Here is a 21,683-nt window from a genome sequence, read left to right as displayed (position 1 = left end):
GGAGGCGGAGACGCCGAGCGGCGTCGCCTCCATTCTGCCCGGTCGCACGGATGCCTCGAATCCGCTGTCGGCCGGGCGGTCGGCGTGCACGGCGTCGGAGGTTTCGGCCGACACGCCGGGTGGCGGCATCCGTCTCCCGGCGTGTCGCACGAGAGCTCCGATTCCGTGCAGCCCGCCGAAGCCCTCAGACCTGCGCCGCCCAGCGCGCAGCGCGTTGCAGCAGCGCCACGTGCGCGGGGGAGTCGTACGCGCGCTCGTCGTGTCCGAGCGAGCACACGACGGCGCGCGTCGGCTCCTCCTGCACCCACACCGCGGGGTGCTCGGCGCCGTCGACGTCGTGCACCGCGAGCACGCGCGCGCCGTCGTCGACCACGAGGTCGCTGTAGCGCTCGTCGAAGACGTCGAGGTGCGGCATCGGTCCGGTCACCGGGTGATCGCCGTCGACGACCCGCACCCGGGCGTCGCCGATCGGGGGATGCCACGAGACTCCGGGCTGCCATTCGCCGCCGATGGCCTCGCGCCAGGCGGGGTGGTCGCGCAGGCTCGAGAGCGCGGCGTGCACGGCGACCAGCCCGATACCGCGGGCGATCGCGGCACGCAGGCCGGCATCGGCGGCGGGGTCGGCGCGATGTCCGAGCTCGGCCGCACCCTCGCGCCACGGGTCGCCGGCATTGACGACGAGCAGATCGAGCCCGTCGAGGTTCGAGAGCGCGTGGTCGACATCGTCGTCGACCGTGACCTCCCAGCCGTCCGCGCGCAGCGCATCGGCGATGCGGGCGGAGGTGGCGGGGAACGGATGCCACGGGTCGGCGTAGCGGCCGGTTCCGGTGGCGATCACCGCACGGCGGGGGCTGGGCTCGGCTTCCGGTCGGTCCATGGTTACCATGATCTGCAGGATAACGCTTTCCCGCGCGGGCTCGGGTCGGATAACGACAAGACCGCGCATGCCCGAGGAGAATGACGCCATGGCCCGCACCGTCGTGATCGCCCCCGATTCGTTCAAGGGCACGATCGGCGCGGCGGCCGCCGCCGACGCCCTCGCCGCGGGGTGGCGCCGCGAGAGCCCCGACAGCGACCTCCGGCTGATGCCGATGGCCGACGGCGGCGAGGGCACCGTCGACGCCTTCGCGGCTGCGGTCCTGGGCGCGCAGCGCATGCCGGTGACCGTGACAGGCCCCGAGGATGAGCCGGTCGCGGCGTCGTGGGTCCTGCTGCCGCCGACCCCGGACGCACCGCAGGGCACCGCGGTGGTCGAACTCGCGAACACGAGCGGCATCGAGCTGCTCGGCACTCCGCCGCGCCTGCGCGCCTTCGATTCGCACACGCGCGGCTTCGGCGAGGCGATCGCCGACGCCCTCGCGCACGGCGTCTCGCGACTCGTGCTCGGCATCGGCTCGAGCTCGTCGACGGATGGCGGCACCGGGATGCTCACGGCGCTCGGAGCGCGATTCACGGATGCTGCGGCCCGGCCCGTCACCGCCGGCGCACGCGGGCTCGGCTCCGTGGCGGCGGCGGACCTCTCGGGGCTGGCGCCGCTGCCGCCGGGCGGTGTGACGGTGCTCAGCGATGTGACCAACCCGCTGCTCGGACCCCGCGGGGCTGCGGCGGTGTTCGGCCCGCAGAAGGGTGCTCTCCGCGGCGACATCGCCGTGCTCGACGCCGGGCTCGCGCGACTCGCCCGGCTGGTCGACGCCGACCCCGAGACTCCCGGCGCCGGCGCCGCGGGCGGCACCGGGTTCGGCCTGCTCGTGTGGGGCGCGAGCCTCGTGCCCGGTTCGGCCGCGGTCGCGGAGCTGGTGGGACTCGACGCAGCGGTGGCCGAAGCATCCGTCGTCGTCACGGGCGAAGGATCGTACGACGGTCAGTCCGCGGCGGGCAAGGTGCCCGCCCACGTGGGCGCGGTCGCCGCGGCGGCGGGCGTGCCGGTCGCCCTGGTGGGGGGCCGCATCGCGGCCGAAGCCGACACCTCTGCGTTCGCCGCGACGGCCTCGCTCACCGAGCTGGCCGGCTCGGGTGATGCGGCGATGGCCGAGACCGCGTGGTGGCTCGAGGAGGCCGGCGCGCAGCTCGCCCGCGACCTCGATCTCCGCTGAAGCGAGGGCACGACGCTCTCGCAGGGCTCAGGCTTCGGACCTCGGGCGCCAGAGCGCCCTCCGCTCAACGACCGGGTGGGCAAGGTCCCGGTCGTCGAGCGAGCGAGTCGAAACGCCCCGAACCTGGCGCACGACCCGTGACCCGCAACCGCGTCAGCGGCCGGTGTGGAGCACGCCGTTGCGCCGATGCGGCAGGAGAGCCAGCGACTCGTCGCGCAGCACCTCGGGAAGGAGCGTCGCGGGGGCGTCCTGGAACACGACAGGCCGGAGGAACCGGCGGATCGCGGTGGCACCGACCGAGGTGTGCAGCGACGTCGTCGCGGGCCACGGGCCGCCGTGGTGCTGCGACCAGGTGACCGCGACGCCGGTCGGCCAGCCCGCGAAGAGGACGCGCCCGGCCTTGCGGGTGAGCACCTCGAGCACCGCCGTGACGTCGTCGCCCGACTCGGAGTGCAGCGTCGCGGTGAGCGACCCGGGGACCGCCTCGAGCGCGGCGTGCAGCTCCTCGTCCGAGGCGTAGCGCACCAGCAGTGTCACGGGGCCGAAGCATTCCTCGAGCAGCGTCTCGGGGCGCGCGGCGACGGCCGCGGCATCCGTCGACAGCACGACCGGCCGCGCCGACCCCGGCTCCGCCGGAAGCCCTTCGGCGACCACCGACACCGACGGGTCGGCCTCGAGGTGCTCGATGCCCGAGGGGAAGGCCGCCGTGATGCGTTCGGTGAGCAGGGGGCCGCCCGCGGCATCGGTCGCGAAGCCGGCGACGAGGTCTTCGAAGCCGGCGCCCTCAGGCACGAACACGACTCCGGGCTTGGTGCAGAACTGACCGACGCCGAGTGTGAAGGATCCGGCGAGGCCCTGCGCGAGCGCCTCGCCGCGTGCCGCGACGGCGGCCGGCGTGATGACCACCGGGTTCACGGAGCCGAGCTCGCCGTAGAACGGGATCGGGTCGGGACGCCCCGACGCCAGATCGAACAGGGCTCGCCCACCGCCGAGCGAGCCCGTGAAGCCCGCGGCCTGGATGGACGGATGCTGCACCAGCGCGTTGCCCGCTTCACGGCCTTCGACGAGCGCGAGGGAGCCCACGGGGGCGCCGGCCTCGACGAGCGCCCCGGCGACGATGGCGGCCGTGCGCTCCGACAGGCGGGGGTGGCCCGAGTGCGCCTTCACGATGACGGGGTTGCCGGCCGCGAGGGCCGACGCGGTGTCGCCGCCGGCGACCGAGAACGCGAACGGGAAGTTCGACGCCGAGAAGACCGCGACAGGGCCGACGCCGGTGAGCATGCGGCGCAGCTCGGGGCGGGGCGGGGTCGACGACGGGTCGGCGTCGTCGATCGTCAGCTCCAGGTACGAGCCCTCCTCGACGACGGTCGCGAACAGGCGCAGCTGCCCGGTGGTGCGTCCGACCTCGCCGCGCAGGCGCGTCTCGCCCAGGCGGGTCTCCTGGTCGGCGATCTCGACGAGCTCGTCGATGTTCGCGTCGAGGGCGTCGGCGGCGGCGCGCAGCCACGACGCCCGGGTCGCAGCATCCGTCGCCCGCCAGACGGGAGCGGCGGCGGCAGCGGCCTGCGCGAGGGCGTCGAGTTCTGCAGGGCTGGTGGTCATGTCGGAGTCCTTTCGTACCGGGTGGACGTGCGGGTGAATCCTCAGGAGAAGCGGAGACCGAGGCCGACGTGGGGGACCTCGGTGAGGGTGCCGTCGGCGATGCGCACGGGCGACGGGTCGCGGAGGGCGCCGAGGGCGCCGAAGCCGGCGTCCTCCACATCCTCCGCCATCGGCTCGGGAACGCCGGGCACCGAGCGCAGGCACAGGGCGAGCTGGCCCGACAGTTCGGGCAGCAGGTGCGGGTGCACGGCGGCTCCGTAGACGCCCGCGATGGCCGCGATCCCGAGGAACGGGGTGATGCCGCCGACGCGGACGATGTTCGGCTGCACGATCTGCGCGGCGCCGGTGCGCAGGAAGTCGTCGAACCGGTACACGTTGTGCAGGTTCTCGCCGACCGCGATCGGGATGGCGCTCGACGCGCTCAGGCGCTTGGACAGCTCATAGTGGCCGTACAGGTCGTCGGCGCGCAGCGGCTCCTCGATCCAGGCGGGCGAGACCGCAGCGAGCACCTCGAGCGAACTCGTCGCGCGGTCGAGGTCCCATCGCTGGTTCGCGTCGATCATGAGCTGCCGGTCGGGCCCGAGAACGTCACGCACAGCCTGCATGCGGTCGAGGTCCTCGGCGACGTCGGGCTTGCCGACCTTCACCTTCACGGCGTCGAAGCCCGAATCGACCCAGCGCCGCACCTGAGCCACCAGTTCGTCGAGCGAGTAGTGCAGGTTCACACCGGACCCGTATGCGCGCACGCTTTCGCGCTGCGGCCCGAGCCACTGCACCACCGACCGGTCGTCGGCGCGGGCGGCGGCATCCCACAACGCGAGGTCGAGCCCGGCCATCGCGATCGTGGTGATCCCGCCGCCACCCGCCTCGTGCAGGTGCTGCCACAGCGGCAGCCACTCCTCGCCGGGCTCGGCTGAACGGCCGATCGCCCACGCCGCGATGTCATGTGCGAGCAGCGCATGCACAGCTTCGGCGCCGATCTGCGGCGTCCACGAGAAGCCCCAGCCCTCGGCGCCGTCCGAGCGCACGACATGCGTGGCCACCACGCCGACCGACGTCACGTCGGCCGCCCACGGCCGCGTCAGCGGCACGCGCACGAGTCGCGCGTCGAACGAGGCGATCGTGGTGCGGGGCGGGCCCGCCGAAGCCGGAGCGGGGGTCACAGCAGCGCTCGTCCCGCCTCGAGGATCTCGGCCAGGCGCGCCTCCTGCGCCGGGGTCGGGTCGACGAGGGGTGCTCGCACCGACCCGACCGGCAGACCGCCCAGGCGCAGGCCGGTCTTGATGAGCGAGACGCCGAATCCCGGGGTCTCGTCGCGCAGCGCGACGAGCGGCGAGTAGAAGCCGTCGAGCAGGTCGGCGCGACGCGCCTCGTCGCCGTCGACGTACGCGCGGTAGTACGCGTTCGCGACCTCGGGGATCATCGCGAACGCCGCCGACGAGTACAGCGGAATGCCGATGCCGCGGTAGGCGCCCTGCGTGAGCTCGGCGGTGAGCAGTCCGTTGAAGAACGCGAAGTCGTCGCGCCCCGCGGCACGGACCGCGCGCACGATCTGCTGCGCGAGGCCGACGTCGCCGACGCCGTCCTTGAAGCCGACCACCTTGGGGTTCTGCGCCAGGCGGCGCACCGAGTCGACCGAGTACTGCGCGGTGCCGCGGTGGTAGATGACGACGGGAAGATCGGATGCTGCCGCCACCGCCTCGACGTAGGCCACGAGCCCTGACTGCGGGCCGCCGACGAGGTACGGCGGCAGCACGAGCAGCGCGTCGGCTCCGGCGTCGGCGGCGGCACGCGCGAGCGTCGTCGCGTGGCCGAGAGGACCTCCCGTGCCGGCGACGACGGGCACGCGGCCCGCGACGGTCTCGGCCGCGATCTGCACGACGCGCGTCGCCTCGTCGGTCGACAGGGCGTGAAACTCGCCCGTGCCGCACGCGGGGAAGACGCCGCCGGGGGAGTGCGCGAGGGTCGTGTCGAGGTGCTGCCGCAGCAGCCCCTCGTCGACGCGGCCGTCGGCGTCGAACGGGGTGACGGGGAAGAAGAGGATGCCGTCGAAGTTCACGCCAGCACGTCCTTTCGGGCGGAGTCGGGGGTGGGGGCGGAGTCGGGGGTGGAGTCGGAGCCCTTCGCGTTCGCAGGGCAGGCGTCGGTGAGGGGCTCGCCGAGCTCGCCGCGCCAGGTGTGGGCCGGGCGCCAGCCCAGCACGCGCCGGGCCTTCGCGTTCGAGAACGCGGGCGCCGTGCCGGTGAGCTCCGCCGCGAGGTCGTCGGTGCCGGGGACGAACTGAGGCAGCAGCTCGGCCAGCGGACGGCGCGCGAGCGCGTCGTCGGCGCCGACGAAGAACACCTCGGCGTTCGGGATCTCGGGGAGCGCGACCAGCAGGGTGTCGACGAAGGTCGCGACGTCGCGCGCGTCGACGTAGTTGAAGAGCGCGGGCGCCGACAGCGCGGGGTCGGCGAGGCGCTCGCGCACGGTGTGGCCCTGCTGCGTCAATGCGCCCTGCCACTCCTCGGGGGCGATGACGTAGCACGGCCGGAACGCCGCGAAGCGGGTGGCATCGCCGGTCTGGCGCGCCAGCATCGCGACCGTCTGCTCGGCGAGGTGCTTCGACAGCGCGTACGCGTTCCACGGCTTCGGCGTCGTCTCCTCGTCGAGGGGGAACCGGTCGGGCAGCCAGCCCGTGGGCGAGTTGTACCCGAGCACGGTCGGGCTCGACGCCGTCACGATCTTCGGGATGCCCGCGGCCACGCCGGCCGACATCACGTTGAGGGCCATCGTCGCGTTCGTGCGGAGGATGACGTCCTCGGGTGCGCTGAACGGCACCGCGATCGCGGCGAGATGGATGAGGGCGTCGGCCCGGGTGCCGGCGATCGCACGGGTGGCGGCATCCGTGTCCGTCAGATCCACGGCGATCTGCTGGAGGCCCTGCAGCTCACCCGCTTCGGACACCGCGCGGTCGAGCGACACCAGTTCGTGCCCGGCCGCGGCGAGTCCCGCAACGAGGCTGCGGCCGAGGCGCCCGGCGCCGCCGGTGACGGCGATGCGCGTCATGACCGGACGGCCTCGGCGCGCGCCGCGTCGCCGGCGAGGAAGCGGATGCCGAGATCGGCGACCTGCACCGGGAGGCCCGTCTCGAGGGAGCGGTTGCCGGCGATGCCGACCGCGATGGAGCGGACGCCGTCGCGCCAGTCGGCGGGGCGGGCGAGCGGGTCGTCGCCGGGGCCCTCGAACACGTCGGCCAGCAGCAGGGCGTCGCCGCCGCCGTGGCCGTCGCTGTTGCCCGCGAGCGGCACCTCGTAGGCGGCCTCCCAGTGGCGCTGCACGATGAGGCGCTCGCCCTCGGGGCGGAGGGATCCGGTGGAGCCGGCGTCGCTGGCGGACGGGTCGAGCACCGGGTGCAGCCCCTCGTCGGCGAGCACGGCGCCGCGTTCGACGACCTCGAGCTCGGCCCGGCCCAGGGTGCCGTTGACGGCGACCCGGTACCCCTCCCACGGCGAGTGGGCGTTCAGGGAATAGCTCAGCGTCGCGCCGGAGGCGTAGTCGACCACGAGGGCGAGGTTGTCCTCGATGGTGATGCCCTCGCCGAACACGTCGCGGTCGCGCAGGTATCCGTCGTGCTGCTCGGCGTCGAGGTACAGCGCCTTGAGGCGCTCGTCGTCGCGGAGGTCGAGCTCGAAGGCATCGCCACCGTCGTGCGTCCCGCGGGCAGGGCGGTCGCCGAGGCCGCGGGCGGCGGCGTTGTCGGCGCCGTAGAACCGCAGCCCCCCCGACGCGTACACGCGCCGCGGGACGGAGCGGATCCACCAGTTCACGAGGTCGAAGTGGTGGCTGGCCTTGTGCACCAGCAGCCCGCCGGAGTGCTCCTTCTCGCGGTGCCAGCGGCGGAAGTAGTCCGCGCCGTGCTTGGTGTCGAGCACCCAGGAGAAGTCGACCGAGGTGACCTCGCCGATGGTGCCGTCCTGGATCACCTGACGAAGGGCGGAGTTGCGCGGCGAGTAGCGGTAGTTGAACGTGATGACGACTTCGCGGCCGGTGCGGTCGATGGCGTCCTCGATCGCCGCAGCCGACGGTCCGTCGATGGTGAGCGGCTTCTCGACGACGACGTCGGCGCCGGCATCGAGCGCCCGCACGATGAGCGGGGCGTGCAGGTCGTCGCGGGCGCAGATCACCACGCGGTCCACCCGCTGCTCGCGGACCATCGTCTCGAGGTCGTCCGGCCCGTAGACGGCGGGAGCGGCGAAGCCGGCCTCGACGACCCGGTCGACGTAGAACTGCGCGCGCACCGGGTTCGGCTCGCAGATCGCGACCAGTGCGGCATCGTCGGCGTAGCGTCCGATGATCGCGTCGACGTACATCTGGGCGCGGTGTCCCGCGCCGACGAGGGCATACCGGCGGTGGCTCATCTCACTCCTTCAGGAAACGTTTTCTCAGAATAGCATGCGACATCCGGTCGGCGTCCGTCAGCGCCGCTGGGCCGCAAGCGGAAGCGGCGTCAGTGGGATGCCTCGCGCTGCCAGGTGATGCACACCTTGAAGTTCGCCTGCACCGCCGTGGAGGCGATCACCGCGCCGAGGTCCGCCGACATCTCGATTCCGAACTCGACGGTGACTTCGCTCGGCGGGTGCGGACCCGAGCGGATCGCCTCGAGGACGGCCGTCGCGGCAGGCTGCACCCGCTGCACCACGGTTTCGAACGACTCGGTCGCCTGGGTGACCACCGCCTCCGAGACGCGGCCGCGCAAGACCGGCCCGTCAGCGTCCCGGCCGCTGTCCGGTCCGCCCGCAGCGATGACCACCGACCCGCCGTCGCCGAGCGGGAACTCCACCAGGTTCGTGCCCATGCCTGCCCTCCTTACTGGTTCAGAGTGACGAAGGCCCCGAACTCGCCGCTGTTGTTCGCCAGGTCGGTGTCGTTGATCCCGAGCAGCAGGCCGCCCTGGGCCGGGCACGGATAGGTCGTTCCGGCCCCGACGGCGAAGATCTCCGGCGTCGTGTCCAGCTTTCCGATGACCGACCCCGTGCCGGCGTCGGCGAGGACCCGCGTCTCGGGCCGCTCGTCGCCGGGAAGGCCTTCCGGGCCGATCTGCGAATCGGCCGTCTCGTCGAGCCATCCGCGTCCGCTCACCTCGATCACGAACTCGTCGCCGAGCGTGCAGTACAGGCCGACGTCCACCCAGTCCACGTCGAGGGGGACCGCGAGCTCGGCGGTGCTTCCCTGGTCGCCGGACCCGCCGGGGTCGGCGCCGAAGAGATCGAGCCCGAGCGCGGCCGCGGCCGCCGCCGCACCGATCGCGAGCACGGCCACCGCCCCCGCGATCGCCCATCTCCTCCGCCTCTTCGGGCGCGCGGAACGTGCCCCGGCGCCGGCCTCCCCGTCGGCGGGCTCGGCCGTGGCCTCCGCCGCGGTCCGCTGGGGTGCGGCGAGCAGCCGCTGATCGGTCGTGTCGCCCCTCGCGGGCGCGCGCGGCTGCGCGGCCTGGTCCGCCGGCAGCGGCTCCAGGTCGAACAGGTGGGCATCGCCGCGCAGATAGAGCACCGGCGTGACCCACTCGAGAGTGCCGCGGCCCGCGCCGAGGATGCCGATCCGGCCGCTGCGCACGGCCTCGTCGATCCCGCGGTTGTGGGCCAGTGCCGTGTAGAAGCCTCGCGAGAAGGCGAGCGCGGCGGTGTCGCTGATCGAGAACTGCATCGCGGCGACGGCGTGGATGCCGCTGTGCGCGAGCGCGGCGGCGGTGCCCGAGAACAGATCGGTGGGTCCGCCCGCGCCTGACTGGCACGAGTTCAGCACCACCAGGCGCGGCGTCGGCTCGGCCTCGTCCAGCAGATCCGCGAGCGCCGATGCCGTGACGTGGTCCGCCCGCCCGTCGCGACCCACGAAGGCGAGCACCCCCTCGTCGGTCGTGGTGTCGTACGCGCCATGGCCGATGAAGTGCAGCACGTGCCACACTCCCGCGAGCAGCTTCGCGTGCAGCCCGTCCCACGTGAGGTCGTCCAGCCAGCTGAGCTCGGCGCGCCCGTCGGCGATGTGCGGTCCGAGTGCCTCCTCGAGCCGCGCGCGCTCCAGCTCCACATCCAGCATCGGGAGGCCGCGCGGCGACGAGATCATGCCCAGCACTCGCAGAGGCGGTGTGATCCGAAGGACCGGGGTGTGCGCGGCGGGCACGTTCCGCACGAGCGGCTCTTTGCGACACAGATAGCGCTCGGTGGCGGCGTCATAGAGCGCCTCCCACGGCAGCGCGGCCAATCCCGGCGCGGTCAGCCGCAGTGCGACCTGCACGCTCAGGCCGCGCTCCGACGCGACGGCGATGCTGGTCCGGTAGGCGGTGCCCACGCTTCCCGTGAAGGCCGATTCGAACAGCCGCCGTCCGACGTCCTGAAGCACCGCCTCGGTGTCCGACATCACCCGGCGGGCCGACACCGCCGACGCCAGGACGCTCGCCTCGAGCAGCGGCCGGCGATCCACGAGCTCGTCGAGGTCGAGGCGGAAGGTTTCGCTCGGCTCGCCCCCGCCGACCGAGCGCAGCACGCGCGTGACGTACGAGCCCGGCTCGGGTCCGGGCCCGATCTCCAGCTCCATGACGGCGGGGTCCATTTGCGAACATTGTCCCGCTGCTCCTGCACGCGCGACAGTGGTCGGGGACGCCACCGGGTGCGATCAGCCGCGGGCGGGTCCGGTCGTGCCGCGGACGGTCAGCTCGGGAAGGACGGTCAGCGGATGCCCCGGCTCGGCGCCCTCGAGCAGCTCGCGCATGCGCGCCCAGGCCTGCCCGCCGATCTCCGTCGCGGGCACGGCCGCCGTCGTCAGCGGGGGAGTCGTGTACCGGGCGAACGGGATGTCGTCGAACCCCACGATCGAGAGGTCCTCGGGCACGCGGCATCCGTTCTCCTGCACGGCGCTCAGAAGGCCCATCGCGACGAGGTCGTTGAAGGCGAGGGCGGCGGTGGCCTCGGACTCCAGTACCGCGGCGCTCGCGGCTGCACCCGCCTCGAAGTCGACGCCGCAGGGGATCTCGGTGACCTGGGTGTCGGGGTGCTCGGCGACGAACGACGCGATCGCCTCGAGGCGCGCGGTGTTGGCGACGCTGCCCGGCGCGCCGGCGAGGAAGACGATGCGCCGATGCCCGAGCCCGTGGAGGTGCGTGAGCTCGGCCGCGAGGGCGGTGCGGTAGTCCGCGCGCACGTGGGGAACGTCGCCCGCGGCGCGATTGATGAGCACCACCGGCCGCAGCCCGCCCACGAGCCTGTCGAGCTCGTCCTGCGGCAGGCGCGGCGCGCACAGGATGACGCCGTCGGTGCGCCGCCGGGTCGCGCCGGCCAGCACCCGCTCCGCTTCGACCGACTCCGCCGAATCGGCGACGAGCACGTGGTAGTCGTCGGCCGCGGCGGCGTGGCTGAGCCCCCGCAGGATGGCCTGGAACGTCGGGTTGCCGAGGTCCGGCACGACCACCGCGACGGTCTGCGTGCGCCCCAGTACGAGGCTGCGCGCGACGGGGCTCGCGGTGTAGTCGAGCTCCGCGGCGGCAGCCTTCACCCGTTCGGCCAGCGCCGGATCCACGGTGGGGTTGCCGTTGAGGGCGCGGGACACCGTCGACAGCGACACCCCCGCGCGGGCGGCGACGTCGGCGATGGTGACGCGCGTCGAGCGATCGGCGCGGGGCGGTCGAGGCATCCGTGTCTCCCTGGGTCTCGGCGCGCTCAGCCTACCCGGAAACGTTTCCTCACCCGGCCATATATGGCCGCCGGCGGTGACCTCCCCGCGTGTCAGGTGCGCGGCGGCGTGCTGCCGCGCACGATCACCTCGAGCGGGAGCTGCGGCTCGGCCGCATCCCATTCCGGGTCGGTGGCGGCATGCAGGGCGCGGTAGCCCAGATCCTCCAGGGGCACGCGCACCGTCGTCAGGCCCGGACGGATGTCGCGGCCCGTGGCGATGTCGTCGAAGCCGGCGACGGCGATGTCGGTGCCGACCTGGCGTCCGGCGTCGCGCACGGCCGACATGATGCCGATCGCGACGACGTCGCTGATGCCGAAGATCAGGGTGCCCGCGGGCACGTCGCCTTCGAGCAGCTCCGACGTGGCGGCGTAGCCGGCGTCGCGCGTGAACCCCGTGCGCCGCACCTCGCGGACGCTCCCGCCCGCGGCCGTGAAGCCCTCGGTGAAGCCTTCGAGGCGGTCATCGGACGTGCGGATGCCCTCGGATGCCGCGACCGCGATCGCCTCGCGATAGCCCAGCTTCGCGAGCTCGGTGCCCAGTGCCGCGGAGCCGCCACGGTTGTCGACCGCGACCGAACGGGCCGTACCGCCGCCGGGACCGACGACGACGACGCGGCCGCCCATGCTCGCGAACGCCTCGAGCTCGCCCTGGAGCCCGGCGGCATCGGGACCTTCGACGCGGGAGGCCGCGAGGATCAGGCCGCGCGGTCGTTGTCCGCGGAGGGCCCGCACGAGTTTGACCTCGCGCTGCGGATCGCGCTCGGTGATCGCGATCGTGACGACGAGGCCGGCCTCGTCGGCGCCGCGCGCGACGCCGGAGGCGAGTTGGCCGAAGTAGGGGTCGGCGATGTCGGCGACCAGCAGCGCGACGATGGCGGAGGTGCCTCGCGCGGTGGCCTGGGCGGAGAGATTGGCCGTGTAGCCGAGCTTCTCGGCGGCGGTCTCGACGCGTTCGCGGTAGCTCTCGGCCACCTTTCGCGTCGAGCCGTTGAGCACCCGTGACGCGGTCGCGAGCGAGACCCCGGCCTCGCGCGCGACATCGTGAAGGGTGGCGGCGCCTCGGGTAGGCGCGATGATGTCGCTCACAGGCCAGAGTCTAGAGCCTGTGTCCGGTTGCGGCGATAGATTGGCAAGCGATTTCCCTCAGCTTTTTCCCCAGTTGAGCGGCGACATGCTCCGCCCCGCCCCGCGGCGGTCCGCCACCCCCGCCGATGCGCGTCTCGCCGGGCGCGCAACGACGAAGCGCCCGCGGGGACGCCGGTGGATCGGCGTCCCCGCGAGCGCTTCTGTGCTCGCGGCGGCGGTCGTCAGCTCGCGACGCGGGTGCGCAGGTGAGGCGAGACGGATGCTGCGAACCCGGCGGCCGTGCGCTGCACGGCGATGAGCGGGTCGGTGGCCCAGATCTCCTCGTTGAAGATCTCGACCTCGATGTCGCGGTCGTAGCCGGTCGTCTCGACGGCATCGGTCAGCGACGCGAAGTCGATGACGCCGTCGCCCGGGTAGTGGCGGCTGAGCAGCGGGTCCGCCGCGAGCGGCGTCTTCCAGTCGCACACCTGGTACGTCGCGATGCGGCCCTCGCGGCCCGCGCGCTCGATCGACGACAGCACGTCCGGGTCCCACCAGATGTGGAAGGTGTCGACGGTGGCGCCGACGACGGCGGCGTCGAAGTCCGCGGCGATGTCGAGCGCCTGTCCGAGCGTCGAGACGACGCAGCGGTCGGAGGCGTACATCGGATGCAGCGGCTCGATGGCGAGCGTGACGCCCGCGGCCGCAGCATCCGGTGCCAGCTCGCCGATGGCGTCGCGCACCCGCTCGCGCGCGCCCACGAGGTCGCGCGAGCCCTCCGGCAGCCCCCCGGCGACGAGCACGAGGATGGCGGTCGACCCCTCAGCGCCCGCGGCTGCCAGAGTGGCCGCCTCTTCGATCGCGACGCGGTTGTCGTCGATCGACGCGCGGCGCGCGGGACCCTCGGGCATCGTGAAGAACCCCGAGCGGCAGTGCGTCGTGAAGCGCAGGCCCGAATCGGTGAGCATCGAGGCCGCGGTCCGGAGGCCGACCTCCTGCACGGGCTCGCGCCACAGGCCGATCGCCCGCACGCCCGCCTCGGCGGTCACGCGCAGCGCGGTCGCGAGGTCGGCGTGCTTGATGGTGGCCTGGTTGATCGACAGGCGGGGGTCGGGGGCGTTCATGCGCGGCCCTCCTTCAGGCGTGCTCCGAGCGTGGCCGCCGACGCGCCAGCAGGCGACCACACTCGGAAGGCGGAGGAGGTGCCCGCGGTCACGCGATCACCCCGGGGACATCGATGCCGTTGTGGCGGAGCATGCCGTGCCAGCGGATCGCCGCGAGCTCGGGACGCTCGAGAGCGAGCGACGAGTTCGCGAGCTCGACGATGCGCGACAGGTGCGGAAGGCTCCGCGCCGAATGCAGTCCGCCGACCATCTGGAACGCCGGCTGGTGGCCGTTCAGCCACGACAGGAAGGCGACGCCGGTCTTGTAGTAGAACGTCGGCGCGGCGAACACCTGGCGGCTGAGCTCCTCGGTGGGGCCGAGGATCTCGAGGTACCGCGCGGGGTCGCCGGCGTCGAGCGCCTGGATCGCGGCGGACGCGACCGGCGTGATCGCCGCGAACGCGCCGAGGAGGGCGTCGGAGTGCTGACGCGGGCTCTCGGGGTTGCGCTCCGGCTGCGTCGCGTCGGGTACGTCCTGGCCGCCGATGAGGCCGACGTAGTTGAAGTCGTCGCCGGTGAACATGCGCACGCCCTCGGGCAGACGCTCGCGCACCGACACCTCGGATGCGGCGTCGAGCAGGCTCATCTTGACGCCCGCGACCTTGTCGACGTTCTCCCCGATGATCTCGAGGAGGACCGCCGACGCCTCGCGCCATGCGGGCGAGCCGAAGTAGCCCTCCAGCACCGGGTCGAACGCCGTGCCCAGCCAGTGGAGGACGACCGGCACGGTCGCCGACTGCAGCACCTCGCGGTAGACGCGGCGGTAGTCGTCGGCCGACTCCGCGACGCGCGCCAGGTGGCGCGACGCCATGAGGACGGGGCCGGCGCCCTGCTCCTCGGTGAAGTGGAGCTGCTCCTTGTAGGCGTCGATGACCTCCTGCAGGGAGATGCGCTCGGCCTCGACGTGATCGGTGTTGACCCCGACCACGACCGAGCCGCCCTCCTCGCGGGCGACCTCGGCCGACCGCGCGATGAGGTCGCGCGTCGCGGCGGCGTCCAGGCCCATGTTGCGCTGGGCGGTGTCCATGGCGTCAGCGACGCCGAGGCCCCACGAGTACACGGCGCGGCGGAAGTCCAGCGTCGCGTCCCAGTCGACCTCGGCCGGCTGGCCCGGCGTGTTGTCGGCCCACGTCTTCGGCACGACGTGCGCGGCGGCGTACGCCACGCGGCTCTGGAGCGGGCCCTCGGGCCTGGTGTAGCCCGGGGATTCGTTCAACTCGACGGCGGAGAGGGCCCCGGCGTCGGAGAGAAGGGTGAGCTTCGGCATCCGTCGTCCGATCAGTCCAGCGACAGCGTGGGCAGCTCGACCTTGCGGCCCTCGCGGCTCGACTGCAGGCCGGCCTCGGCGAGCAGCACGCCGCGCGCGCCCGACAGCAGGTCGAACTCGTACTCGGTGCCCAGGGCGTACGAGACGAGGAACTCCTCCCACTGCTGGCGGAAGCCGTTCTGGAACACGTCGTTCGTGGGAACCTCGGCCCAGTCGGCGTCGTAGTCGTGGTCGTCGGCCAGGTCGGGGTTCCAGACCGGCTTCGGCGTGGCGTTGCGGTGCTGGATCTTCGCGCCGAACAGGCCCACGACGGCCGAGCCGTGCGTGCCGTCGACGTGGAACTCGACGAGCTCGTCGCGGTTCACGCGCACGGTCCACGACGAGTTGATCTGCGCGACGATGTCGCCCTCGAGCTCGAAGATGCCGTACGCGGCGTCCTCGGCGGTGGCGGTGTAGTGCTCGCCGTTCTCGTCCCAGCGGTCGGCGATGTGCACGGCCGCCTGCGCGTAGACGGTCTTGACCTCGCCGAACAGGTTCTCGAGCACGTAGTTCCAGTGCGGGAACATGTCGACGATGATGCCGCCGCCGTCCTCGGCGCGGTAGTTCCACGACGGGCGCTGGGCGGGCTGCCAGTCGCCCTCGAAGACCCAGTAGCCGAACTCGCCGCGCACCGAGAGGATGCGGCCGAAGAAGCCCGAGTCGATGAGGCGCTTGAGCTTCTGCAGGCCCGGGAGGTACAGCTTGTCGTGCACCACGCCGGTCTTGACGCCGGCCTCCTGCGCGAGCTTCGCGAGCTCGAGGGCCTCGTCGACCGTCTCGGCGGTGGGCTTCTCGGTGTAGATCGTCTTGCCGGCGGCGATCGCCTTGCGCAGCGCCGACGCGCGGGCCTTCGTGACGAGGAAGTCGGCGTAGATCTCCCAGCGCGGGTCGGCGAGGGCGGCGTCGAGGTCGGTCGTGTAGTCCTCGATGCCGTGCTTGGCGGCGAGCTCGGCGAGCTTGGCCTCGCTGCGGCCGACGAGGAGCGGCTTCACCGTGACCTTCGTGCCGTCGGGCAGCTCGATTCCGCCCTGCTCGCGGATCGCGAGGATCGAGCGCACCAGGTGCTGGCGGTACCCCATGCGGCCCGAGACGCCGTTCATGATGATGCCGATCTCACGCACGGTGGGACGGACGGATGCCTCGGCCGAAGCCGGGGCGAGAGTCGTGTCAGTCATGGGGTCCTGCTTTCTGCTCTGAAGGCTGTGGGTACCCGGCTCCGGCGTCGGGACCAGGAGCGGGTAAACGCTTTCCAATAGTGTGACACGGGATCGGGTGCGGCGCAAGCGCTTTCCCGGCAGCATCCGACCACCGTCTGGTCAGGCGCGCAAGAGCACACACCCGTGAGGCTCGAGCGAGACCCGCACGACCGAGCTGCCGGGTGCGACGCCGCGCGCGTCATCGGACTGCTCGTGCACGGCTTCGACCGGAATCGTCCCAGCCCCTTCATATGCTGCCGAGGCGTCGTGCGGAGCCTCTGACCGTGTGGGCGCAGTCGCGCTCCACACGTCCACGACGACCGCCGGCTCGGGACCGAGCCCGAGGGAGCGGGTGTCGAAGGGCACCTCGCGCGCCTCGTCGGCGGTGTTGAAGACGGCGACCCAGCGCCTATCGCCGCGTTCGGCGGTCCAGATCACGAGGTCTCGCTCGCGCATCAGCTCGCGGTTGCCGTGAGAGTCGCGCAGGATCTCGAGCACGTCGTCGTTCTGGAAGAGCGCGATCGTCTCTGGCGCGCTCGTCGGCAGATCGCCGCCGATCATGAGCGGGGATCGCGCCATGACCCACAGCGTGACGAGCGTCCGACGCTCGGCGAGCGTGAGCGCGCCCTCGCGCGGCTCCCCGCGCTCGGCGCGGATGCCGATGCGGCCGAGCGGCAGCATGTCGGCGTCGGGCCAGCCCTCGGGGCCGGCGAGCGGCGCCCAGCGGGCCAGTCGCGCGAAGTTCGCCTCGACGTCCTCCCACCGGTCCCACAGATCGTCGCAGATGCGCCACATCGTGGCGTGCGCGCGAAGATGCTCGAGGTGGGCGGTCGACAGGTCGCGGCCGGGCGACAGCGACAGTGCGATCTCGCGCGGCACGGCCTCGATCGCAGTCGAGAGGGCCTCGATCTCGGCGGCCTGGTACGGCCACAGCATGTCGTCCGCCTTGATGAAGTCGACGCCCCACTGCGCGTACTGCTCGGCGAGGGAGCGGTAGTAGGCCGCCGCGCCCGGCCCGCGGTGGTCGAGACCGAGGTAGTGCGGATTCCACTCGCAGACGTTCGCGGGATCTGCGATGCCCGCCACTGTCGCCTCGGCGCCCCGCACGGGCAGGTCGCGATCGACCGCGATCCGCGGGATGCCGCGCATGATGTGGATGCCGAACTTCAGTCCCAGCTCGTGGATGCGCTGGGCGAGCGGCCCGAAGCCGGCACCGCCGGACGCCGAGGGGAAGCGCACCGGGTCCGGCTGGACGCGCCCGAACTCGTCGATCACCAGCGGCGCGGACTCGTTGTAGCCGTGCGACCGGGCGGTGGGATCGGCCCAGTCGATGTCGACGACGACCGTGTCCCACCCGTGGGGGAGCAGGTGCTCGGCCATGAACTCGGCATTGGCGAGCACTTCGGCCTCGGTCACGGTGGTGCCGTAGGAGTCCCAGCTGTTCCAGCCCATCGGCGGGGCGGCGGTCTTTCGCAGCGTCATCGCTGTCTCGTCTTCCTGTCGTGACTCTTCAGCGGATCTCGCGCCAGAGGGCGCGCTGGTCGATGCGGGCGTCGTCGAGCTCGCACAGCCCGTCGGCGGACGCCGCGAGGCGGGCCGCGGCGTCCTCCGGCAGATGCACGCCTGTGTCGCGCCGCAGCGGAAGGATGTGCAGCTCGACGCTCGCGCCGGGCCCGACGCCGATGTCACGGAGGTTCGCGACGAGCTCGGAGCCGTCCCAGAACCGGTCGGTCGCGGTCACGCCGTCTACGCGCAGCTGCGCGACGTCGCCCGCCCATCGCACGCGGAGCACGGCATCGTCATCGAGCCCCTCGGGAACCTCGAGCCGGTACACCCCCGCGTGGGCGTCGACCACGGCGTCGTCGGGCGCCGCCTGCCGGCCGTCGCGCGAGCCGTAGTCCCCGGACGGCGACGTCGCCTCGCGGATGAGGCTGAGGGGGACGGCCCCCACGCCCCTTCCGCGCGGCGCCGGCGCGTCGAGCGGAGCCTCCGGCTGCGGGGGCCCAGACGGGCCGCGCGGAGCATCTGGGCGCGTGGGTCCGGCTGCGGCCGCGGCGCTGTCCACATGCTCCCACTCGGGCGTGTGCCAGGCGCCGTCGACGTACTCCCGCACGTCGGGCACCGCGGCGTTCGTGCGCACCGACACCCGGCCCGCGCCATCCCACGTCAGCTCGCCGGATCCGACGAAGAGGCGTCGGCCCCCCGCCGCGGCGTCGACGACCCACGCCCGCGGAGCATCCGTGGAAGGGAGCACGAGCACGTCGAGCGCGGCACCTTCCGCCTCGTCGATCCGCACCGCCGCGGCGCCCGGCGTGACGGTGCCGGCGACGCCGTCGTGCGCGACCTCGACGGGGATGCCCGCGTCCTCGATGAGGACGAGCGTCGGCGGGGCGCTCGCCGACCCCGGCAGCACGGTGACCGCGGACGCCGTCGCCCAGTCGATCGTGACGCCGCCGACCTCGAGCCCGAGCGGCCAGCGCGCGAGGGTGCCGGGCGGGATGTCGACCGGTGCGCTCGGCAGCTCGAGGGTGCCGTGGCGCGTGCCGACGCGGAGGCGTGCGCCGCGATACATCGGCAGCGGCACGTGCGGCTGGTGCCGGCCGATGAAGACGAACCCCGAGCCTTCCTCGGCGCGCACCGCCCAGCGCAGGGTCTCGGCGTCGTCGACGCCCGACGGTCGCACATCTGGCAGGTACGACGCCATCGGTGCGAGCCGCTCGCCGAACGTCTCGATGAACGCGTGCTGCAGGCGCAGGGCCGCGTGGCTCGGCGCCATGCGGCCGGACTCGCCGATGGGCGCGTGGAAGTCGTAGCTCAGCCGCGTCATGTCGTTGGGGTAACCCGTGGCCTGCGTCTCTTCGAGCCCCGGCCCGGGGTTCGTGCCGCCGGCGTACATGTAGTAGCCCTGCCACGCCGATCCGCTGCCGAGCTTGGCGTGCGCGACCGCGGCGATGTCGATCGCGTCGGGGCGCGGGCGGCGGTGGTAGGCCGTGGCCATGCCTCCGCCGAGTTCGCACGTCGCGGCGGGGAACCACGGCGACAGCTCGGCGCGGTGACCGGCCTCCTCGCCGCGCACGTCCGCGCCGATGCCGGGGTCGTCCCAGGTGTCGGAGAAGAAGAAGTGCGTGCGGAAGGTCGGGTCCCACGGCTCGCCGGGGTCGACCCAGAAGCCGTCGCCGTACCCGCCCCACAGCGGCAGCACCTCGGGGTCGGGAAGATCCGCGCCGCCCCATGCCGTCGCGGTCCACAGCGGAGCGGACAACCCTGCCTCCCGCGCCAGGCGCTTGAGGGTGACGAGGTGGCCGGGCTGGTCGTACAGCTCGTTGTCGAGCTGGATGCCCAGCACATTCTCGGGGTTGCAGCGGCCGTCGAGCGCGGACGCAAGACGGGCGAACCATTCCGCGACCAGCTCGAGATACGCGGGGTCGTCGGTGCGATGCTTCACGGGCATCTGCTGAACCCAGTCGGGGAACCCGCCGTTGCGCATCTCGCCGTGAGCCCACGGCCCGATCCGCAGGATGATCTCGAGGCCCTCCGCGCGCACCGCGTCGACGAATGCCGCGACGTCGTAGCGCCCGTCGAAGCGGGTCTCGCCGCGTACCGGCTCGTGGTGCAGCCAGAACACGTAGGTCGACACGACCGAGATTCCGCCGGAGCGCATCAGCCGCAGCCGCTCGGTCCACCGCTCGCGCGGCACGCGCGTGTAGTGCAGCTCGCCCGACACCGGCAGCCACGGTCGCCCGTCCCGCAGGAGCGCGCGGGTCGTGAGGGCGAGTCCGCGGCGCACGTCCTCCGTGTTGGCCATGGCAGGGAGGAGCGCTTCGCGGGGCGCTCCCGTGGCGTCGGCTTGCAGCATCCGCGTGTCCGTTCAGTGGGTCAGGTCAGGAAAGGAGGGAATGCGAGGAGCGCACGAGAGAATGCCGGCCGAGGGTCCTCCGCCGGTCACATCTCCTCCGCCCGTCGCGGTTCACGCGAGCCGGATCGCCGTCCACGACACGGCCGGCAGCGCCAATGACAGCAGTTCGCCGTCGACGGATGCCTCGGCCTCGCGTACGCCGACACGCTCGCGGTCTTCGAGCGTGTTGGCCGCGTACAAATCGTCTTCGTGCAGCAGGTGCGACTCGACGACCGCGACCTCGCGGCCGAGCGCCCGCACCAGCGGAGCGAGATCGACACGCAGGTTTGCGGCATCCGTCGTCGAACGGTTCACGACGAACAGCGACACGCCCTCGTCGTCGATCGTGGCGACGGCGTTCACGGTCTCGACCTCGCCGAGCTTCTCGCTCGTGAAGGTGCCCGCCGACACCGGCACGCGCACGGCGCGGCCGTGGGCGAGGCGAGAGGTGATCGAGAAGGGGAAGAACGTGGTCTGCCGCCATGCCGGCCCACCCGGCTCGGTCAGGATCGGCGCGATCACGTTGACGAGCTGCGCGAGCGACGCCGAGCGCACGCGGTCGGCGTGCTGCAGCAGCGTGATCATGAGGTCGCCGAACACCACGGCGTCGAGGGCGTGGTACTTGTCTTCGAGCAGTCGCGGCGCGACCGGCCAGGCGCCGCCCTTGAACTCGTGGCCCGACTCGCTGCCGTCGGCGTTGTGGAGGTACCAGACGTTCCACTCGTCGAACGAGATCATGATGCGCTTGTCGCTCTTCTTGGTCGCCGCGACAGTGTCGGCGATCGCCGCCACCGACTCGATGAAGCGCGCCATGTCGACGCCCGACGCGAGGAACTCCTGCGCGTTGCCGTCGTGCTCCTGGTAGTAGGAGTGGCACGAGATGAACTCGACGTCGTCGAACGTGTGCTCGAGCACGGTGCGCTCCCACGAGCCGAACGTCGGCATGCCGCGACCCGACGACCCGCAGGCCACGAGCTCGACACCCGGGTCGATCATCCGCATGGCTTTCGCGGTGCGCGACGCGAGCTTGCCGTAGTCCTCCGCATCGAGGTGACCGACCTGCCACGGGCCGTCCATCTCGTTGCCGAGGCACCACATCTTCACGCCGAACGGCGTGTCGCGGCCGTTCTCGGCGCGCTGGTCGGTCCAGGCGGTCTGGGTGTCGGCGTTGGCGTACTCGAGCAGGTCGAGCGCCTCCTGCGTTCCGCGGGTGCCGAGGTTGACGGCGAGCATGAGCTCGCTCCCCACGCGGTCGAGCCACGTCTGGAACTCGTGCAGCCCGACCTCGTTGGTCTCGGTCGAGTGCCACGCGAGGTCGAGACGGCGCGGGCGCTCGGCGACCGGGCCGACGCCGTCCTCCCAGCGGTAGCCGGACACGAAGTTGCCGCCGGGGTAGCGGATCGTCGAGACGCCCAGCTCCTTCACGAGCTCGATGACGTCGGTACGGAAGCCGTCGGCGTCGGCGGACGGATGCCCCGGCTCGAAGATGCCGTCGTAGATGTGGCGGCCGAGGTGCTCGACGAAGCCGCCGAAGAGGCGGCGGTCGATGTCGGCGATCTCGTAGTGCGGATCGAGCCGCGCGGTGGCGTCGGTCATGGGAAGTCCTCTCGGATGGGAGAAGCGGATGCCGCGGCACGAGCCTCGTGCCGCGGCATCC

17 protein-coding genes are annotated in these 21,683 nt (G+C 72.7%); 1 reads left to right on the top strand and 16 read right to left on the bottom strand.

The features are described from left to right. Window positions 1-184 precede the first annotated feature (184 nt). Window positions 185-877, bottom strand: a complete 693-nt coding sequence (locus J2Y46_RS01560) for a ThuA domain-containing protein (RefSeq protein WP_045296982.1) — start codon at window positions 875-877, stop codon at window positions 185-187. A gap of 88 nt (window positions 878-965) precedes the next feature. Between J2Y46_RS01560 and J2Y46_RS01555 the strand changes: the two genes are divergently transcribed. Then, window positions 966-2,093 (top strand): glycerate kinase, encoded by a 1,128-nt coding sequence (locus tag J2Y46_RS01555; protein ID WP_310239764.1) that lies wholly within the window; start codon window positions 966-968, stop codon window positions 2,091-2,093. Window positions 2,094-2,246: 153 nt separating this feature from the next. On the opposite strand, the gene J2Y46_RS01550 is transcribed toward J2Y46_RS01555, so the two are convergent. The 15 genes from J2Y46_RS01550 to J2Y46_RS01480 form a co-directional block, all read right to left on the bottom strand. Next, on the bottom strand, window positions 2,247-3,695 hold the full coding sequence (locus J2Y46_RS01550; RefSeq protein ID WP_310239762.1) for an aldehyde dehydrogenase (NADP(+)): 1,449 nt from the start codon (window positions 3,693-3,695) through the stop codon (window positions 2,247-2,249). 41 nt (window positions 3,696-3,736) lie between these two features. Further along, window positions 3,737-4,858 carry a mandelate racemase/muconate lactonizing enzyme family protein gene (locus tag J2Y46_RS01545; protein ID WP_084695439.1) on the bottom strand — a complete coding sequence of 374 codons (1,122 nt, stop codon included), beginning with the start codon at window positions 4,856-4,858 and terminating at the stop codon, window positions 3,737-3,739. Then, window positions 4,855-5,754: a 5-dehydro-4-deoxyglucarate dehydratase gene (locus J2Y46_RS01540; protein WP_310239760.1), complete on the bottom strand. Its 900-nt coding sequence runs from the start codon at window positions 5,752-5,754 to the stop codon at window positions 4,855-4,857. The genes J2Y46_RS01545 and J2Y46_RS01540 overlap by 4 nt, the downstream gene beginning before the upstream one ends. Next, on the bottom strand, window positions 5,751-6,743 hold the full coding sequence (locus J2Y46_RS01535; protein ID WP_310239758.1) for an NAD(P)-dependent oxidoreductase: 993 nt from the start codon (window positions 6,741-6,743) through the stop codon (window positions 5,751-5,753). Before J2Y46_RS01535 ends, J2Y46_RS01540 begins: the two co-directional genes overlap by 4 nt. Then, complete coding sequence (locus J2Y46_RS01530) at window positions 6,740-8,095, bottom strand: Gfo/Idh/MocA family oxidoreductase (protein ID WP_310239757.1); 1,356 nt, start codon at window positions 8,093-8,095, stop codon at window positions 6,740-6,742. Before J2Y46_RS01530 ends, J2Y46_RS01535 begins: the two co-directional genes overlap by 4 nt. A gap of 89 nt (window positions 8,096-8,184) precedes the next feature. Further along, complete coding sequence (locus tag J2Y46_RS01525) at window positions 8,185-8,532, bottom strand: CU044_2847 family protein (protein WP_045296992.1); 348 nt, start codon at window positions 8,530-8,532, stop codon at window positions 8,185-8,187. An 11-nt stretch (window positions 8,533-8,543) separates the two neighbouring features. Then, complete coding sequence (locus J2Y46_RS01520; protein WP_310239754.1) at window positions 8,544-10,283, bottom strand: CHAT domain-containing protein; 1,740 nt, start codon at window positions 10,281-10,283, stop codon at window positions 8,544-8,546. A 63-nt stretch (window positions 10,284-10,346) separates the two neighbouring features. Then, a complete protein-coding gene (locus J2Y46_RS01515) occupies window positions 10,347-11,360 on the bottom strand; it encodes a LacI family DNA-binding transcriptional regulator (protein WP_045296993.1) in 1,014 nt (337 codons plus the stop codon). Between the two features lie 92 nt (window positions 11,361-11,452). Then, the gene (locus tag J2Y46_RS01510; RefSeq protein WP_310239752.1) at window positions 11,453-12,487 is read right to left on the bottom strand and encodes a LacI family DNA-binding transcriptional regulator; all 1,035 of its coding nucleotides are present in this window, start codon (window positions 12,485-12,487) and stop codon (window positions 11,453-11,455) included. Window positions 12,488-12,708: 221 nt separating this feature from the next. Continuing rightward, window positions 12,709-13,590, bottom strand: coding sequence for a sugar phosphate isomerase/epimerase family protein (locus J2Y46_RS01505; protein WP_310239750.1), 882 nt, complete (start codon window positions 13,588-13,590; stop codon window positions 12,709-12,711). A gap of 88 nt (window positions 13,591-13,678) precedes the next feature. Next, window positions 13,679-14,896 (bottom strand): dihydrodipicolinate synthase family protein, encoded by a 1,218-nt coding sequence (locus J2Y46_RS01500; RefSeq protein ID WP_045296997.1) that lies wholly within the window; start codon window positions 14,894-14,896, stop codon window positions 13,679-13,681. Between the two features lie 11 nt (window positions 14,897-14,907). Beyond that, window positions 14,908-16,110, bottom strand: a complete 1,203-nt coding sequence (locus J2Y46_RS01495; protein ID WP_211255849.1) for a Gfo/Idh/MocA family protein — start codon at window positions 16,108-16,110, stop codon at window positions 14,908-14,910. A 141-nt stretch (window positions 16,111-16,251) separates the two neighbouring features. After that, window positions 16,252-17,613, bottom strand: a complete 1,362-nt coding sequence (locus J2Y46_RS01490) for an alpha-galactosidase (protein WP_310239748.1) — start codon at window positions 17,611-17,613, stop codon at window positions 16,252-16,254. Between the two features lie 28 nt (window positions 17,614-17,641). Beyond that, window positions 17,642-19,936 (bottom strand): beta-galactosidase, encoded by a 2,295-nt coding sequence (locus J2Y46_RS01485; RefSeq protein ID WP_310239747.1) that lies wholly within the window; start codon window positions 19,934-19,936, stop codon window positions 17,642-17,644. A gap of 162 nt (window positions 19,937-20,098) precedes the next feature. Continuing rightward, window positions 20,099-21,622, bottom strand: coding sequence for an alpha-N-arabinofuranosidase (locus tag J2Y46_RS01480; RefSeq protein ID WP_310239745.1), 1,524 nt, complete (start codon window positions 21,620-21,622; stop codon window positions 20,099-20,101). Window positions 21,623-21,683 lie beyond the last annotated feature (61 nt).

It is taken from the genome of Microbacterium sp. BE35 (assembly GCF_031457705.1).
Classification (GTDB): domain Bacteria; phylum Actinomycetota; class Actinomycetes; order Actinomycetales; family Microbacteriaceae; genus Microbacterium; species Microbacterium trichothecenolyticum.
Note: the sequence above shows the minus strand (reverse complement) of the source record. Positions and strands in the feature narration are given on the sequence as shown.

What these genes read in the sequence shown, in the direction of transcription:
- J2Y46_RS01500 (WP_045296997.1), bottom strand. Translation starts at nt 14,896, where the DNA reads ATGCCGAAGCTCACCCTTCTCTCCGACGCCGGGGCCCTCTCCGCCGTC.
- J2Y46_RS01525 (WP_045296992.1), bottom strand. Translation starts at nt 8,532, where the DNA reads ATGGGCACGAACCTGGTGGAGTTCCCGCTCGGCGACGGCGGGTCGGTG.
- J2Y46_RS01555 (WP_310239764.1), top strand. Translation starts at nt 966, where the DNA reads ATGGCCCGCACCGTCGTGATCGCCCCCGATTCGTTCAAGGGCACGATC.
- J2Y46_RS01515 (WP_045296993.1), bottom strand. Translation starts at nt 11,360, where the DNA reads ATGCCTCGACCGCCCCGCGCCGATCGCTCGACGCGCGTCACCATCGCC.
- J2Y46_RS01530 (WP_310239757.1), bottom strand. Translation starts at nt 8,095, where the DNA reads ATGAGCCACCGCCGGTATGCCCTCGTCGGCGCGGGACACCGCGCCCAG.
- J2Y46_RS01560 (WP_045296982.1), bottom strand. Translation starts at nt 877, where the DNA reads ATGGACCGACCGGAAGCCGAGCCCAGCCCCCGCCGTGCGGTGATCGCC.
- J2Y46_RS01520 (WP_310239754.1), bottom strand. Translation starts at nt 10,283, where the DNA reads ATGGACCCCGCCGTCATGGAGCTGGAGATCGGGCCCGGACCCGAGCCG.
- J2Y46_RS01535 (WP_310239758.1), bottom strand. Translation starts at nt 6,743, where the DNA reads ATGACGCGCATCGCCGTCACCGGCGGCGCCGGGCGCCTCGGCCGCAGC.
- J2Y46_RS01495 (WP_211255849.1), bottom strand. Translation starts at nt 16,110, where the DNA reads ATGACTGACACGACTCTCGCCCCGGCTTCGGCCGAGGCATCCGTCCGT.
- J2Y46_RS01490 (WP_310239748.1), bottom strand. Translation starts at nt 17,613, where the DNA reads ATGACGCTGCGAAAGACCGCCGCCCCGCCGATGGGCTGGAACAGCTGG.
- J2Y46_RS01505 (WP_310239750.1), bottom strand. Translation starts at nt 13,590, where the DNA reads ATGAACGCCCCCGACCCCCGCCTGTCGATCAACCAGGCCACCATCAAG.
- J2Y46_RS01480 (WP_310239745.1), bottom strand. Translation starts at nt 21,622, where the DNA reads ATGACCGACGCCACCGCGCGGCTCGATCCGCACTACGAGATCGCCGAC.
- J2Y46_RS01550 (WP_310239762.1), bottom strand. Translation starts at nt 3,695, where the DNA reads ATGACCACCAGCCCTGCAGAACTCGACGCCCTCGCGCAGGCCGCTGCC.
- J2Y46_RS01485 (WP_310239747.1), bottom strand. Translation starts at nt 19,936, where the DNA reads ATGGCCAACACGGAGGACGTGCGCCGCGGACTCGCCCTCACGACCCGC.